Annotated in this window: 15 protein-coding genes and 1 riboswitch; of the genes, 11 read left to right on the top strand and 4 right to left on the bottom strand. The window is 42.5% G+C overall.

Annotated elements, in window-relative coordinates; genetic code table 11:
- Positions 1-35 precede the first annotated feature (35 nt).
- Together ACQKMP_RS16030 and ACQKMP_RS16035 are read left to right on the top strand one after the other, a co-directional pair.
- The gene (locus ACQKMP_RS16030; protein WP_042192886.1) at positions 36-578 is read left to right on the top strand and encodes a hypothetical protein; all 543 of its coding nucleotides are present in this window, start codon (positions 36-38) and stop codon (positions 576-578) included.
- Between the two features lie 14 nt (positions 579-592).
- On the top strand, positions 593-1,348 hold the full coding sequence (locus tag ACQKMP_RS16035) for a class I SAM-dependent methyltransferase (protein WP_427469897.1): 756 nt from the start codon (positions 593-595) through the stop codon (positions 1,346-1,348).
- A 72-nt stretch (positions 1,349-1,420) separates the two neighbouring features.
- Here the strand turns inward: ACQKMP_RS16035 and ACQKMP_RS16040 are convergent, their stop codons facing one another.
- Together ACQKMP_RS16040 and ACQKMP_RS16045 are read right to left on the bottom strand one after the other, a co-directional pair.
- Entirely contained in the window at positions 1,421-2,695 is a 1,275-nt protein-coding gene (locus ACQKMP_RS16040; RefSeq protein ID WP_427469899.1) for a sensor histidine kinase, read from the bottom strand.
- Positions 2,695-3,372 (bottom strand): response regulator transcription factor, encoded by a 678-nt coding sequence (locus tag ACQKMP_RS16045; protein ID WP_339244023.1) that lies wholly within the window; start codon positions 3,370-3,372, stop codon positions 2,695-2,697. Before ACQKMP_RS16045 ends, ACQKMP_RS16040 begins: the two co-directional genes overlap by 1 nt.
- Before the next feature lie 372 nt (positions 3,373-3,744).
- Here ACQKMP_RS16045 and ACQKMP_RS16050 point away from each other — a divergent pair, with 372 nt between their 5' ends.
- From ACQKMP_RS16050 to ACQKMP_RS16060, 3 genes are read left to right on the top strand one after another with little or no spacing between them, the layout of a single operon-like run.
- Positions 3,745-4,488 (top strand): polyphosphate polymerase domain-containing protein, encoded by a 744-nt coding sequence (locus tag ACQKMP_RS16050; RefSeq protein WP_042192879.1) that lies wholly within the window; start codon positions 3,745-3,747, stop codon positions 4,486-4,488.
- Positions 4,481-5,161: a DUF4956 domain-containing protein gene (locus tag ACQKMP_RS16055; protein ID WP_042192877.1), complete on the top strand. Its 681-nt coding sequence runs from the start codon at positions 4,481-4,483 to the stop codon at positions 5,159-5,161. Before ACQKMP_RS16050 ends, ACQKMP_RS16055 begins: the two co-directional genes overlap by 8 nt.
- Positions 5,162-5,185: 24 nt before the next feature.
- Positions 5,186-7,234, top strand: coding sequence for a carbohydrate-binding domain-containing protein (locus tag ACQKMP_RS16060; RefSeq protein WP_427469902.1), 2,049 nt, complete (start codon positions 5,186-5,188; stop codon positions 7,232-7,234).
- Positions 7,235-7,298: 64 nt separating this feature from the next.
- On the opposite strand, the gene ACQKMP_RS16065 is transcribed toward ACQKMP_RS16060, so the two are convergent.
- Complete coding sequence (locus tag ACQKMP_RS16065) at positions 7,299-7,928, bottom strand: TetR/AcrR family transcriptional regulator (RefSeq protein ID WP_231573363.1); 630 nt, start codon at positions 7,926-7,928, stop codon at positions 7,299-7,301.
- Between the two features lie 302 nt (positions 7,929-8,230).
- Between ACQKMP_RS16065 and ACQKMP_RS16070 the strand changes: the two genes are divergently transcribed.
- From ACQKMP_RS16070 to ACQKMP_RS16080, 3 genes are all read left to right on the top strand, one after another.
- A complete protein-coding gene (locus ACQKMP_RS16070) occupies positions 8,231-8,992 on the top strand; it encodes an SDR family oxidoreductase (RefSeq protein WP_042131593.1) in 762 nt (253 codons plus the stop codon).
- Between the two features lie 120 nt (positions 8,993-9,112).
- Positions 9,113-9,907: an alpha/beta fold hydrolase gene (locus tag ACQKMP_RS16075; RefSeq protein ID WP_042192872.1), complete on the top strand. Its 795-nt coding sequence runs from the start codon at positions 9,113-9,115 to the stop codon at positions 9,905-9,907.
- 40 nt (positions 9,908-9,947) lie between these two features.
- Positions 9,948-10,937, top strand: a complete 990-nt coding sequence (locus ACQKMP_RS16080; protein WP_042192870.1) for a sensor domain-containing diguanylate cyclase — start codon at positions 9,948-9,950, stop codon at positions 10,935-10,937.
- Positions 10,938-10,952: 15 nt separating this feature from the next.
- Here the strand turns inward: ACQKMP_RS16080 and ACQKMP_RS16085 are convergent, their stop codons facing one another.
- Complete coding sequence (locus ACQKMP_RS16085) at positions 10,953-11,804, bottom strand: leucine-rich repeat domain-containing protein (protein WP_042192868.1); 852 nt, start codon at positions 11,802-11,804, stop codon at positions 10,953-10,955.
- Between the two features lie 119 nt (positions 11,805-11,923).
- On the opposite strand from ACQKMP_RS16085, the gene ACQKMP_RS16090 reads away from it, so the two are divergent.
- The 3 genes from ACQKMP_RS16090 to ACQKMP_RS16100 all read left to right on the top strand — a co-directional run bounded on the left by ACQKMP_RS16090 (position 11,924) and on the right by ACQKMP_RS16100 (position 14,328).
- Complete coding sequence (locus ACQKMP_RS16090; RefSeq protein ID WP_042192866.1) at positions 11,924-12,607, top strand: Crp/Fnr family transcriptional regulator; 684 nt, start codon at positions 11,924-11,926, stop codon at positions 12,605-12,607.
- Positions 12,608-12,662: 55 nt separating this feature from the next.
- Positions 12,663-13,646: an EAL domain-containing protein gene (locus ACQKMP_RS16095; protein WP_042192864.1), complete on the top strand. Its 984-nt coding sequence runs from the start codon at positions 12,663-12,665 to the stop codon at positions 13,644-13,646.
- 115 nt (positions 13,647-13,761) lie between these two features.
- A complete protein-coding gene (locus tag ACQKMP_RS16100) occupies positions 13,762-14,328 on the top strand; it encodes a hypothetical protein (RefSeq protein ID WP_042194709.1) in 567 nt (188 codons plus the stop codon).
- Positions 14,329-14,485: 157 nt separating this feature from the next.
- A riboswitch (cyclic di-GMP riboswitch) is annotated at positions 14,486-14,572 on the top strand.
- Positions 14,573-14,578 lie beyond the last annotated feature (6 nt).

Consider the following 14,578-nt stretch of genomic DNA (forward strand, 5'->3'; position numbering starts at 1 on the left):
GGAAACGTTCAATCTTGATAAGGGGAAAATTGTAAATGGCAGATGATCCATCGGTCTTTATCTTGCTTACGAATACCGGAACGCTCTTTACGAAGCTTATTCAAGGCTACACGAGAGCTCCTTATAATCATGCCTCGATCTCCTTTAATCGGGAGCTTTCCGAGTTATATAGCTTTGGCAGAAAGCACCCGAGCAACCCTCTAAACGGAGGATTCGTGAAGGAAGATATTAAGACAGGCACGTTCAGCAAATATCCAAATACGACGTGTGTTCTATATGAACTTCAAGTAACAGCCCGTGAAGTGGAGAAAATGGAGCGGGTACTCAAAGTCTTTATCCGAAGCCGGCAAAAGTATCTCTATAATATTCTCGGCGTGATTGGTATCGCTCTGAAGGAACCTGTTGAATTCAGCAACTCTTATTTCTGCTCACAATTTGTAGCGGAAATCCTGGAGAGGTCCGGCATCAAGCTATGGAACAAGCTGCCTGCGCTCGTAACGCCGGATGATTTTCGGCAAAGCGATCGGCTGAAGCTGATCTATCAAGGCAAATTAAGTGAGTACGAACCTAAAAGCTAAGGGAGTGTATTTGGATGAATAACAAAGAACGGTTCTCAAACCGGGTTGATTCGTATGTGAAATATCGCCCGAGTTATCCTAAAGAAGCCATTGATTATTTATACAATACGATAGGGCTAAAATCGAATTGTGATATTGCGGATATTGGCGCAGGAACAGGAATATTCTCAGCACTGCTTCTGGAGCGCGGGTGTCGCGTGATTGCCGTTGAGCCAAATCCGGAAATGCGTACAGCTGCGGAGGAGAAGTTCGCAAAGGATAACCATTTCCGTACATTGCCTGGCTCTGCCGAGAAGACAGAATTGCCAGACCAGTCTGTAGACTTTATCGTGTGTGCCCAGGCGTTTCACTGGTTTGATAGGGATGCAGCGCAATTGGAATTCAAGCGGATTCTTAAACCGGGTGGAAAGGCAGTTCTGATATGGAATTCCCGGCGTACTTACGGTACCCCATTTCTGGAGGAATATGAGCAGCTCGTGCAAACCTTCAGCACCGACTACACTCAAGTTAATCATAAGAATATTACCCCCGAAATCCTTAGCTCCTTTTTTAAGGCAGGGCAGATGCAAGTAGCGCACTTTAGCAATCAGCAGGTGTTTGATTTCGAGGGATTAAGCGGACGGGCGAGATCATCTTCCTACATTCCGGCCCCCGGAGATCCACGTTACGAGAATATGATGACGGAGCTGAGGAACCTATTTGAACGAAATAAACAGGATGATAAAGTGTTTTTTGAATATGAGACCGAGGTCTATTGGGGCGAAGTGTAGTAAATGAAATCAGCATATTAAAAAGACTCAAATCCTAGTGATAACAGGGATTGAGTCTTTTTTTACTTTTAGTTACGAAAGATGAACGTAAAAGGTGGTGGATTCGCCGACCGTGCTTTTGGCGTAAATTTTTCCTTTATGTTGTTCAACGATGGATTTGGCAATCGCCAGCCCCAGGCCATAACCCCCTTGTTTACGCGCTCGGGAAGCATTCGTACGGTAGAATCGGTCAAAGATTCTTGCTAAGTGCTCCGGTGCAATGCCCTCACCCGTATTGGTGACCGATAACACCATATCATTATGTTGTTTTTTAAGGGATAAAGTGACTGAGCCTTTAGGATTCGTATATTTTACAGCGTTGTCCAAAAGGATCATAATCACTTGTTTAATCTGTTCACTATTCCCCATCACAGTCAGGTTAGGCTCAATGTCATATTCAAGCGAGATACGTTTCTCGAAGATAATAGCTTCCATTGTTAAAATAATATTCTCAACCGCTTCGCTCAAATTGAACTTCGAATAGATCATGGTCGATCTGGAGTCGTCCATCTCGGTTAGGTATAGCAGATCATTGGTCAGACTGGTCATTCTCTCTGTTTCCGATTTGATATAGTGCAGCCACTTCGACTGATTGTGAATAGTATCATCACTGTTGGAGAGAAGAACATCCGCATTGGTGTTAATAATGGTCAGCGGTGTCTTCAATTCATGGGAAGCATCGGCAATAAACTGCTTCTGTTTATCAAAAGCCTCCTTCACCGGTGCGATGGACCGATTAGCGAAAAAACGGCTTGTGAAGTATAAAATAATTAGCATCACCGAGCCAACTACAGAGAAGGTATAGATTAGATTGGTGAGGATTTTCTGCTGGGCAGTGATGTCCAGAAATACAAGCATTGCCCAATCATTCGTATGCTGGATGTTGAAGATCCATTTGCTGCTGTCCAAGGTGAACCTTCCGGTATCTTTATCAGCACTTAGAGCCTCTTGCAGAGCCGTATCATAAAATTCATCGTCCATCGTAAATTTGGAATCTTTCCCGATGAGGTTCGACGCTGTATCTATCTTCAGCATAAATGAGACGGACCGTTCCGGAGGTGGAGTTCCGTTATCCATACGTTTATTATCAGCATGGGGTAACTGGGAACCTCCCTTAGTTGAGCCCATTCGTCCTGTATCACCGCCGGGAGACTTGTAGTTCTCCATAATTCTGTGAAGATCCATCTGAATATTGTTTTGGACATCTTGGTACGTAATGACATAAATCGATATGAAAGCCACCAGCATTATTACGGATATAGTTACTAGGTTAACAATAAGAAATCGATTTCTGAGCTTCGTGAACATTAGGCCGTCACCTCTAGTACATACCCTACATTTCTAATCGTACTAATGCGTACAGTAGAATTTAAGAAGGTCAATTTTTTTCTCAAAAAAGAAATGTACACCTCCACATTGTTGTGCTCTGCCTCCGAATCGAACCCCCATAACTTCTCAATAATTTGTTCCTTGGAGGTTACGGCTTGTTTCCTAAGAATCAGAAGCTCCAATAATTCACTTTCCTTAAGGTTCAGCTTGATCTCTTTGCCACCCACGGTAAGCTTCAGAGTCGATGTATTCAATTCAATATCCCCGAACTTTAAAGCATCATCTGGAATAACCTCGTTTTTACGTCTTAGTACAGCCCTTATTCGTGCCAGTAAGATCTCCGAGGAAAAAGGTTTGGCGATATAATCATCAGCCCCATAGTCTAGTCCAGTGACCATATCTGTTATCTCCCCCTTTGCGGTAAGCAGGATAACGGGAGTGGATTCCCCTTTCTTGCGCAGCGTCTTGAGGACGCTAACCCCATCCATCTCAGGTAGCATAATGTCGAGCAGCAGCAAATCATAAATTCCGCTCAGTGCGTAATCCAGACCCGATCTACCGTCATGGACTGCATCCACCGAATAATTATGTTTTTTTAATATTTGAGTTAAGGCTTCAGCGAGATGAAGCTCATCTTCTACGATTAATATTCTCATGGTTTTGCATCCCCTACATAAAACGAGTATTTGTTATTGAGGTCATTATATCAGTATTACCTTTACTGAACCTTAATGAAGGCTGGTATAGAACTGCATTGTAAAAATTGAACAGGTGGCAAGTAACGGAGGGGGATTTTGGAACTGCGGGAGCGATAGCGTTCGCCTTTGTCTGCGGATTTCCACTGCGAATAGCAGTTTAAATCAAGAAATCTGCAGACAACAGCGGCCGGAGGTCCAACATTGCCGGAGTTACGATTTACACCTGTAGTGGGGTAGTTTGTAAAACCATTTAAGATTCATTAAAGGTTTGGGATCTAAGATACATTCATAAGCACACGAGACAATGATAAACAGAAAGGATGATCACATATGGCGATTGAGGTATTCAACCGTTATGAGAACAAATATTTACTGGACAACGAAGCTTACTATAAATTTTATAACCAATTACTCGAATACATGGAACTAGACGATTTCAACAAGCAGCATGAGTTTTATTCCATCACCAACTTATATTATGATACTGCGCACAATACCCTGATTCGTAATAGTCTTGCGAAGCCGAAGTACAAAGAGAAGCTGCGTCTGCGAGCTTACGGTGTTCCGAATCAAGATACAAAGGTGTATCTGGAAATTAAGAAGAAGGTGTTCGGGCTGGTGAATAAAAGAAGAACGCCGCTCAAATTGGACGAGGCTTATGCTTTTGTTGCCACTGGCAGGGAGCCAGAATTTAAGGATTATATGAACAAACAGGTGATTGAAGAGATTAAATACTTTTTAACGCGGTATGAGTTGCAGCCTAAGGTGTATCTGTCTTATGACCGCAAAGCATTGTTCTGTAAAAAAAATCGTGATTTAAGAATCACGTTCGATACGAATATTCGAAGTCGGCGGTACGATCTCAAGATGGAGCATGGCGTTTATGGCGAACCATTACTAGAGCCAGGTCAGTGGCTTATGGAAGTAAAGGCTGAAAATACGATTCCGGTTTGGTTAGCAAAAATGCTCTCAGAGCATCAAATGTACCGTACAAGCTTCTCCAAGTACGGTAATGAATATAAAAAAATGCTGAAGAACAGTAAAACAGAACGGGGGAGTGCTCTTTATGCTTGATTCATTATTTACCGTAGCTACGAGTACAGGGCTAACGTTTACCAACGCAATCCTAACCATTGTTATAGCTATCGCCCTTGGCGGGATTATTAGCTACACCTATATGAAGACGAATTCCAGTGGTTATTCGCAAAGCTTTACACTCACAATGGTACTGCTGCCCGTAATTGTAGCCATCATCATCCTGCTCATTGGCAGTAATGTTGCCAGAGCCTTCAGTCTTGCCGGAGCATTCTCCATCATTCGGTTCAGAAGTGCACCTGGTGATCCGAAGGATATCACATTTGTATTGTTTACCATGGCATCAGGACTGGCCTGCGGGGTAGGTTCATTCGGATACGCAGTCTTGTTCACTCTTATCTTGTGCGCACTTATGTTTATTCTTAATCGGACTAATTTCGGGGTAAAAACAACGTTGCAAAAGACACTCAAGGTAACTATTCCAGAGAGTCTGGGCTATGAGGAGGCATTCGCTGAAGTTTTCAACAAATTTAATGTGGGGTATGACCTTAAGAAGATTAGAACGACTGAGCTTGGTAGTTTATATGAACTAGTCTATGTCGTTACGCTGGGCGAGACTGTGAACCAGAAGGAATTCCTAGATGCGATTCGCACTCGTAACGGGAATCTAGATCTCTCGTTAACTATGAATCCCACTGCAAATGACTATTAAAATGACCGAAAGGATGGATGAGATATGAACAATTATACAACAATCAGTAAAATAGGGGTCTTGTTACTGTGTGCGGGACTCATGTCGGCTTGCAGCAATAATAATACGACAGCACAGTCTGAAGCTATGTCGAGTGAATTAACGTCGAGCCAGAGTGGAGCTGCTACCGGAGTACAACTGGCAAGTGCAAAGCTGTCGGACTTAGTAACGTTCGATGAAGATGATTCTAATACAAGTTGGACGGCGGACCAATCGACGGAAATTGCTTTGGCTGGAACAAGTGCGCTTGTTGACGGCACCGGGGCTGAGTCTAAGGATGGATCAGTGACAATTACTGCAGCGGGAACTTATGTGCTGTCTGGTAAGCTGAGTGATGGACAGATTGTAGTTAATAATCAGGATGAAGGTATTGTGCATTTGGTACTGAACGGTGTGAACATCACGAACAGCGATAGTGCTGCAATTGATATTAAAGAAGCAGGTAAAGTGATCATTACCTTGGAGGACGGAACAGAGAACTCTGTATCAGATGGAGCAACTTATGTCTATGCTGATGACACTACAGATGAGCCTAGTGCAGCTATCTTTAGTAAAGCAGACTTAACAATCAATGGCACAGGGAAGCTGTCCGTTTCTGCTAATTATAATGATGGGATTACAAGCAAGGACGATCTCAAAATAATGAATGGCACACTTGAAATTCAGGCTGCCGATGACGGGATTGTCGGTAAAGATCTAGTCGCAGTGCAGGATGGAAGTATCAGCATTACAGCTGAAGGTGACGGAATGAAATCAACGAACGATACCGAAACGGACAAAGGCTTCCTTGCTATAGCAGCAGGAACATTTGATATTAAGGCTGGCAATGACGGAATTCAGGCGGAAACTGCACTTGTAATCGATGGCGGAACGTATACCGTGGTTACAGGCGGAGGCAGCGAGAATGGCGAAGTGAAGACAGGTGATCAAGGGGCAGGCATGGGCATGAGAGGTGACCGAGGTCAAGGAACAGGTGGCCAAGCACCGGGAACATCAGAAACATCGACACCAGCAACAAAACCAGAAGCAAAGCCAGAGATAACAACAACGGAAGCACCAACAACGACAACAACAACAGAATCGGAAATACCAAGTACTAAAGGCTTGAAGGCTGGAGGAGATATTAGCGTAAACAACGGAACATTTAACATTGATTCTGCTGATGATGCAGTGCACAGCAACAGTAACGTTGCGATAGCCGATGGAGAATTCAACATCAAAACTGGCGACGATGGAATCCATGCGGATGCCTTGGTAGCGATATCCGGTGGCAAAATTGATATTACGAAGAGCTACGAAGGGATTGAAGGAGCAAACATCGAGATTTCCGGTGGTGAAGCTCATGTGGTTGCTTCTGATGATGGAGTGAATGTTGCAGGAGGTAATGATGAAGCGACTGTAGGAGGTGGCCCTCAGGAGCAGGATCAATTCAGCGATGCTGCGGCTAATGTGCTCACGTTTAGCGGGGGAACATTAACAGTCGATGCCACAGGTGACGGATTGGATTCGAACGGCTCTATCGTGATGTCAGGTGGTACAGTAATTGTTAATGGACCTACTAATGGTGGAAACGGTGCTCTCGATTACGATGGCAGCTTTGAACAGAGTGGCGGTACTCTAATAGCCGCGGGAAGCTCGGGTATGGCTCAGGCAACGTCTGACACCTCCAGCCAACATGCAGTCAGCATGACGTTTCCTCAGATCCAGAAGGCCGGAACATTGGTCCATCTGGAGGATAGCGAAGGAAACACGATCCTAACCTTTGCTCCATCGAAGGATTATCAGTCGTTGGTGATGAGCTCCCCTGATTTGAAAGACGGTGGATCATACACCCTCTACTCGGGAGGTACCTCGACTGGCAGTGAAGCAAATGGATTGTATACGGATGGCGAATATACTGGAGGAACGAAAGTAGTAGCGTTTGAAATCACAAGTAGTGTAACTTGGCTGAATGAATCCGGAGTAACCACCGCGAACACCAATCAAGGTCCAGGTGGCGGCGGTGGCGGTGGCGGTGGAAAAGGAAGACCATAATCTATAAATTGCCTATTAAAAGCCACTCCAGCACATTGGAGTGGCTTTTTGGTGGTACAGATAATTAGTCGCTATTAATAGAGATTAAATTCTGCTTAATGGGTTGATTTGAAGTCTTTATGATCACATTGTGTGAATTAAAAGACAGAATTTGAATCAACTGCTCTGCCATATGGTTCGCAGTATATTTGAACCCTCCCTTTACCCATTCCATGATTAATCCAAATAGAGCATAGGCCGTATAGCTAGAAAATAATTCGATATTTATATTGTTATTAGTATTATTAACCTCGACTAAGTCCTGCTTGGTTAGCTCCTTTAAGATGTCACAAATCTTATTTTGAAACCCAGGCAGAACATTGGAATTTACAATGATGGTATAAAAATTAGAGTAGGAAACGACATGCTCAAAAATTTTGATGCTAGAGGTAGTAAGCTCACTCACCATGAATTTATCGGTATGGAGATAGGGATCTTTATAAGCCTTAATTAAATCCTCCAGCACATCATCAATCAGCTCATTCAGAAGTTCTTCTTTGGTTTGATAATGCTTATAGAAGGTTCCACGGTTTAAATCGGCTAGGGTCACAATATCGGTTATCGTAATGGTGCGGAAATTCTTTTTTTCCATGAGTAATATCAATGCATTTTTTAGTTCTTTCTTCGATTTACTCGTTCTTCGATTTTTAAGCAACAGAAGACCACCTAACTGTCTATTTTCTATTCCTATTTCAACACAATTCCAAGTTATATATATTTATGAACATTTGATGTCTCATTTGTATATTGATAGTTAAATTGCAGAAGATTAAACTTGAGTAGAATAAATTTTAAGTGATTTAGAGATTTTATAAAATATAAGGAAGTATAAGTTTCACGCTATACTTTATCCTTATATTTCTCGCATATACGCTTACCGTCCCATTAAGGACGCCGAAGGCGTTTTTGCTTGTATTGATACTTACATTATAGATAAACGTAAAGGAGACTTCCAACATGAAACTTCAAGACAGAGTTGCAGTTGTTACCGGAGCAGCCTCGGGTATGGGGAAATCTATCGCAGAGTTGTACGCTAAAGAAGGTGCTAAAGTAATAGTAGCCGATCTTAACCTCGAAGGTGCGGAACAAGTCGCAGCAGGAATCGTTAGTAATGGTGGAGTAGCTAAGGCGTTGAAAGTAAATGTTGCTCTAGTCGAAGATATCAATAACATGATTGATACCGCAGTAAATGAATATGGAACGCTAGATATACTAGTGAATAATGCGGGTATTATGGACGGCTTTGAGCCAGTTGGTGATATTAATGATGAGAGATGGGATCTTATCTTTGACATCAATACCAAAAGTGTAATGCGGTCCACACGTAAAGCGCTACCTATTTTCCTCGAAAAAGGAAAGGGCGTTATTGTGAATACCGCTTCTACCGGTGGCGTAAGTGGTGCTCATGCTGGAGCAACTTATACTGCCTCCAAACATGCAGTAGTAGGCTTGACGAAAAATACAGCTTTTATGTATGCCAACAAAGGCATTCGTTGTAATGCCATCGCACCAGGAGCTACTGCCACTAACATTAGTGCTTCTATGAAAAATATTAATGAGTTCGGCATGAGCCGCACTCAACTAACACAGGCTGTAATTCCTCGTGTAGGTTCACCTGAAGAAATCGCACAAGTTGCGTTATTCCTGGCTTCAGATGACTCCAGTTTTGTAAACGGAGCAGTCCTCGCTGCCGATGCGGGATGGACTTCAGCATTCTAAAATTAGATATCATAAAAACTCCGCTAGAGATTACTCTAGCGGAGTTTTTTATGCTCTTGATATTTCCAGGTTAACCCTTCAAAATAGAGAGAATGCTAACTATAGAGGGAGTTATATGAAATGAACGATGTTAGGGCGCGGAATCATGTGAAAGTGATTGGAGAAGGAGAAAGAACCATCCTTTTTGCACATGGATTTGGGTGTGACCAGAGCATGTGGCAGTTTATTACGCCTTCTTTTGAGAAAAAATATCGAATCGTTCTATTTGATTATGTAGGTTCAGGTAACTCAGATTTAAGTGCATATACAACAGATAAGTATCATACGCTCCACGGCTATGTACAGGATGTATTGGATGTCATCGAAACGTTGGAACTCAAAGATATTATTTTTATAGGTCATTCGATTAGCTCTATGATCGGGATGCTTGCTTCGATTGAGCGGCCGGATTATTTTGATAAAATGATTATGATTGGTCCTTCTTCATGTTATTTAAATGAGGGGGATACTTATTTCGGAGGCTTCGAGAAGAGCGATATTACTGAGCTTCTGGAGATGATGGAGATGAATTTTGCTGGCTGGGCTAGCTTTATGGCACCTCTTGCTATGAACAACCCTGACCCGATGTTAACGAAAGAGCTGGAGCGCAGCTTTATCTCGGCAGATCCTGTTATTGCAAGGGAATTTGCAGAAGTTACGTTCTTTTCAGATCATAGGGAAGATCTACCTAAGGCTACAATCCCTACACTTATTCTACAATGCTCGGATGACAGTATCGTACCTATAGCGGCTGGAGAATATCTACATAAACACTTGAATAATAGCACCTTCCGGTTAATGGAGGCTAAAGGGCATTACCCGCATATAAGCCATCCTGAGGAGACCATCACTTTAATTAATGAATATCTTACGTAAGCTAGATGAGATTATGCTGTGTTGAAAGGATATTTAGATCATGGATGACCGATTAAGATATGCGCCTTGTGGCTATGTTTCTATTACCCATGAAGGAATAATCAAGGATGTAAATCAGACGTTCTTGGACCGTATGGGATATAAGCAGGTTGATTTGGTGCATAAGCATTTTGAATCTATCATGTCTACGGCAAACAAGCTTATTTTTCATTCATACTTCTATCCTTTTATCAATCTGAATGGACAGGTGGAAGAGTTATTTATCAATTTGAAGGACAGCAAGGGACAAGCCGTCCCTTACTTGTTAAATGGCAGACGCCTTGAGTGTGAAGGTGTAGAGGTCATTGATTGTATTCTGGTACAGATGGGCAAACGTATTGATTATGAGCTAGAGTTACGATCTGCGAAGAAGCAAATAGAAGAGGCTTATTGGGAAAAAGATCAGGCGCTGGCAAAGCTCAAACAAATTCACCTGGAAATCGAGCAAAAGCAAGCTGAATTGCTGGAGATGAATGCCGTTTTAGTAGAATTATCTAATACAGATAAGCTGACTGGGCTGAAGAATAGAAGGTTTCTTCAAGAGAAGCTGGAAGAGCAGATTGCAGGGTATGCCCAAGCTGAAGCAGCATTTTCGCTGTGTATTATAGATATTGATCATTTTAAAAAAGTGAACGACACCTATGGGCATCAGACAGGTGACTATGTACTGGAGAAAATGGCGAGTATCTTGAAACTGCAATCTCGTAAAGAGGATATGGCGGTTAGATATGGCGGTGAGGAATTCATACTTCTTTTACCAAATACAGACATCTCGGAGTCAAAGACTATAGCTGAGAATTTACGGCAATCTATCGCGTATTCAACTTGGGAAATGGGCCGGATTACGGTGAGTATTGGTATAGCTACATTTATTCCAGCTGATTCAGAAACCACCCTTCTGCAAAAAGCTGATCAAGCGCTCTATGCCTCTAAAGAACAGGGGAGAAACCGCGTCACGCATAGCATAGATTTGAATGAAAAGCTTCTTTAACAGGGGGCTTTTTTGTTATTTATATACGATACATCCTCTTTGCTCTAATTGCTCTAAAATATCCGTTCCCTTCAAGCTGTGATTCCATCTTAGATCCAGTTTCTCTAATCGTTCAAGCTGTAAAAGGGAATTCGGGATTTCTTGCAGGTTATTATCTCTTAAATCAAGCTCAACAAGGCTGCTTAATTGACCTATTTCCTCAGGCAGCTTATTCAGTTTATTTTTTCGAAGGTTAAGTCTTCTTAACTTGCTTAGTTTACCGATGGATGAGGGCAGTTCAGTGATTCGATTATCACTCATATCGAGTATCCGCAGTTCTTCTAAAGCACCCAAATGCTCTGGCAATACGACCAGTTGATTACCATAAAGATGAATCTCTCTTAACCCTTTAATTTGTGTGATCGAATCAGGTAGACGTTCTAGCTGATTATAATAAAGCCGCAGTTCAATTAGACTGCTCATTTCGCCTATACGGGTAGGCAATTGCTTGAGATGATTATCTGTTACGTTCAGATACTTGAGTTTCTGGAGATTACAAAGCTGCTCCGGCAGCTGTTCGAACTGATTATTACTTAGGTATAGAAAAGAATCTAACCCCTGCAGTCCGCCAATTGTCTCCGGCAATACCTTCAGTCGATTATGGCCTAAATCCAACATTCTTAGGTGAACTAAGCGACCGATGTTCTCGGATAACTGTTCGATTTCATTACCCGCATAATTAAGTACCTCTAATTCGTCATGGAGGAAGAGATGGTCAGGGATTTCTTTAAGATGGTTGTTGTACATGCTCAGTTCTAGTAGAGGATTGCTCTCAAACACGATCTCTGGCGTTTCTGTAAGTCCTTTTCCGTCAAAATTATATCTCATGGAAGGTTCTCCTTTGTTATTGGTTTTGGCATCGTTACGATAGAATATAACAGGATGATGATTTATTATCAGTATGTTGGCATACAAAACTATGGAATGTGTTAGAAAGGAATAATGAGATGGAAGCTTCTTTTTGGACTGGCATTCGCTTTTTTCAGGGTTTACCCTCGGAGGAGATCGAGGCGGTCTCAAGACTGTTCACTTATAGGGCCTATTCCAAAGGGACTCTGGTGTTTGCAGAATCAGATCCGGGAGATCACGCCTATGTTATCTATTCGGGAATTATTAGGGTGTACGCTACTACGAAGGGGAAAGAGCATACCGTAGATCTTTTTGGAAAAGGCGATTTATTTGGCGATCTGGAAGTGATCCATCCCTCCAATATAAGAGTGCTGTCTGCGGTGGCTATGAATGATACTGTATTATTTGTGATTAAACGTGAGCCTTTTGAGCAGATGCTTGCCGATTACCCGTTGATTAAGGAACAATTGATGCTGCTGCAAATGGACCGTTTATTTTTATCGAATCGGTTATTACATGAAATGAAATTTCATGATGCGAGAGCGCGTGCGATCTTTACGCTGAGAAGACTATACCAAAGATTTGCAGTCGAGGAGCAAGGCAAACAGAGGATTGATCTTCGATTGACCCATCAGCAGTTCGCGGATATGATCGGAACGCTAAGGGAGACGGCTACCCTTGTGCTTAAAGACCTGCAAGAGCAAAAGATTATTGATATTCAACATCAGCAGATCACCGTGTTAGACCCGACGTATTTACTAGAGTATACGGATTTCGATTGAGAAGAGCAGTTCCGGGATCTTTTTCAGAGAATTGATTATTAAAGGGGTTATGAATGTGGCATGTAATCATTGTGTAGTAAGAGAGCTGAATTTTGAAATCAAGGCTCATGGTGAGCTTAATCTAAGGATTTTACCTGAGGTTATTCATCACTTGAGTAGAAGTAATTCGATACATAAGGTAGAAGAAAATGTGATTACGATTAAGGAGGCTGGGGTGCGGGATTTTCTAGATTTCTGTAATGACCATATGGAGTCGGAGCAGTTTGAATTCCGTATAGATGACCAAACATGGAGACCTCTATCCGAATTACCTACTGTACTTGATATGGAGTGGATTGATGAGGTTATAACTAAGGGCTTAGTTACTTGTCACTTCCAACCGATTGTGAACGTACGGGAAGAGATTTTTGCATACGAGCTCCTATCCAGATTTAAAAAAGAAGATGGGTCCCTTATCTATCCTAATGAGATTTTTGCGGCGGCACGGAATCGTGGGCGTTTATATGCTTTAGACCGGTTATGTAGAATGACTGCTGTAAAATATGCTGCACCCTTAAATAAAAAAACGTTTATTAATTTTATCCCAACGTCGATCTACGCTCCAGAGTTCTGCTTAAGATCAACCGTTGAACTGGCCAATCAATTAGGCGTCGATCCCTCTCTTTTTGTTTTTGAAGTTGTTGAGACGGAGAAAGTGGATGATCTCGCTCATTTGAAAGCTATTTTGACATATTACAAGGATCGGGGATTTGAATACGCTTTAGATGATGTTGGCGAGGGCTTCAGCACGATCGAGATGTTATTGGAGCTTAAACCCCATTACATGAAGCTGGATATGAAATATGTTCAGGGTGTGTCCAGCGATCTGAACAAACAGAAAATAGCTAAACAATTTTTAGAAAAAGCTTTAGAAATCCAATCCGTTCCTTTAGCAGAAGGTGTGGAGTTTAGAGAGGACTTTGAATGGCTTAAGCAGAGTGGTTATCAGTTGTTTCAGGGATATTTATTTGGAAAGCCTGATCCTATTCCCAAACAGTGATACTAATGAGTATAACTCCGTCTAGAGGATGAGATGAATTTCAGGTCAGAGTCTGAGTACAGCCAACCCCCGGGGTTGTATAATTAAGGTAATTGAGAAGGGGGACGGGATGGATATGAAATGGCATAAGTACATCACACACTGGGCGGATTCTAGAGGGTTAGGTGGACGAGAAATTGATTATCAATGGCCGTCTCCATCATTTCCGGTGGTAAGTATTCGCAGCAATTTGGGTCGATACTCAGGTCAGGGGTATGGTCACGGAAGCAAGCCACAAGTGAAGACAGCTGTTGGATTAATTGCTATTGGAGATGTAGCTGTAGGCTTGATTTCCATAGGTGCGATAAGCGTAGGGGTTCTATCCGTGGGTGCAATATCACTAGGAATGTGGTTAGCCCTTGGAGCGATAGCCATTAGCTGGCTTGGCTTCGCAGCTGGGGCGATTGCCATTGCAGGAGTGGCTGTAGGCGCGATCGCGATAGCCGAAAAAGCGTTGGGGGCTGTCGCCATAGGTGATACGGCATTTGGGGCGGTAGCCATAGGACGGATTGCTGGGGGAGCAGTAGCTATTGGCCAATGGGCATATGGTCTAATCGCAGTTGGCGAGCATGGCTTCGGGTTAATTCCCATCACGGGCGATGTGTGGAATTGGTTCCGGCGTTTGTTTGGTGCGGGGAGTTAAGTAGACCTCCAGTCCTAAAGTGTCCTCTCTCTTCCGGGATACTCGATAAAGAATATCTATCACGATAGAAAAAGTAATTGCAATTACCTATTCGGATTTCATACCAATTAATCATGCGATCAGATGTAGCGTTATGTTACTCTTTGTAATGTATTCGAAACTTCATAGGCAAACCTATGGAAATGTAGGGACGCAAAGCTATAGGGACTAAGGTTATCATAACTATTGTCAGCCAGCTGCCAAAGAGTGT

Origin of the sequence: Paenibacillus sp. NPDC101420 (genome assembly GCF_050277435.1) — a bacterium.
GTDB lineage: Bacteria > Bacillota > Bacilli > Paenibacillales > Paenibacillaceae > Paenibacillus_AQ.

What these genes read in the sequence shown, in the direction of transcription:
- ACQKMP_RS16030 (WP_042192886.1), top strand. Translation starts at nt 36, where the DNA reads ATGGCAGATGATCCATCGGTCTTTATCTTGCTTACGAATACCGGAACG.
- ACQKMP_RS16035 (WP_427469897.1), top strand. Translation starts at nt 593, where the DNA reads ATGAATAACAAAGAACGGTTCTCAAACCGGGTTGATTCGTATGTGAAA.
- ACQKMP_RS16040 (WP_427469899.1), bottom strand. Translation starts at nt 2,695, where the DNA reads ATGTTCACGAAGCTCAGAAATCGATTTCTTATTGTTAACCTAGTAACT.
- ACQKMP_RS16045 (WP_339244023.1), bottom strand. Translation starts at nt 3,372, where the DNA reads ATGAGAATATTAATCGTAGAAGATGAGCTTCATCTCGCTGAAGCCTTA.
- ACQKMP_RS16050 (WP_042192879.1), top strand. Translation starts at nt 3,745, where the DNA reads ATGGCGATTGAGGTATTCAACCGTTATGAGAACAAATATTTACTGGAC.
- ACQKMP_RS16055 (WP_042192877.1), top strand. Translation starts at nt 4,481, where the DNA reads ATGCTTGATTCATTATTTACCGTAGCTACGAGTACAGGGCTAACGTTT.
- ACQKMP_RS16060 (WP_427469902.1), top strand. Translation starts at nt 5,186, where the DNA reads ATGAACAATTATACAACAATCAGTAAAATAGGGGTCTTGTTACTGTGT.
- ACQKMP_RS16070 (WP_042131593.1), top strand. Translation starts at nt 8,231, where the DNA reads ATGAAACTTCAAGACAGAGTTGCAGTTGTTACCGGAGCAGCCTCGGGT.
- ACQKMP_RS16075 (WP_042192872.1), top strand. Translation starts at nt 9,113, where the DNA reads ATGAACGATGTTAGGGCGCGGAATCATGTGAAAGTGATTGGAGAAGGA.
- ACQKMP_RS16080 (WP_042192870.1), top strand. Translation starts at nt 9,948, where the DNA reads ATGGATGACCGATTAAGATATGCGCCTTGTGGCTATGTTTCTATTACC.
- ACQKMP_RS16085 (WP_042192868.1), bottom strand. Translation starts at nt 11,804, where the DNA reads ATGAGATATAATTTTGACGGAAAAGGACTTACAGAAACGCCAGAGATC.
- ACQKMP_RS16090 (WP_042192866.1), top strand. Translation starts at nt 11,924, where the DNA reads ATGGAAGCTTCTTTTTGGACTGGCATTCGCTTTTTTCAGGGTTTACCC.
- ACQKMP_RS16100 (WP_042194709.1), top strand. Translation starts at nt 13,762, where the DNA reads ATGAAATGGCATAAGTACATCACACACTGGGCGGATTCTAGAGGGTTA.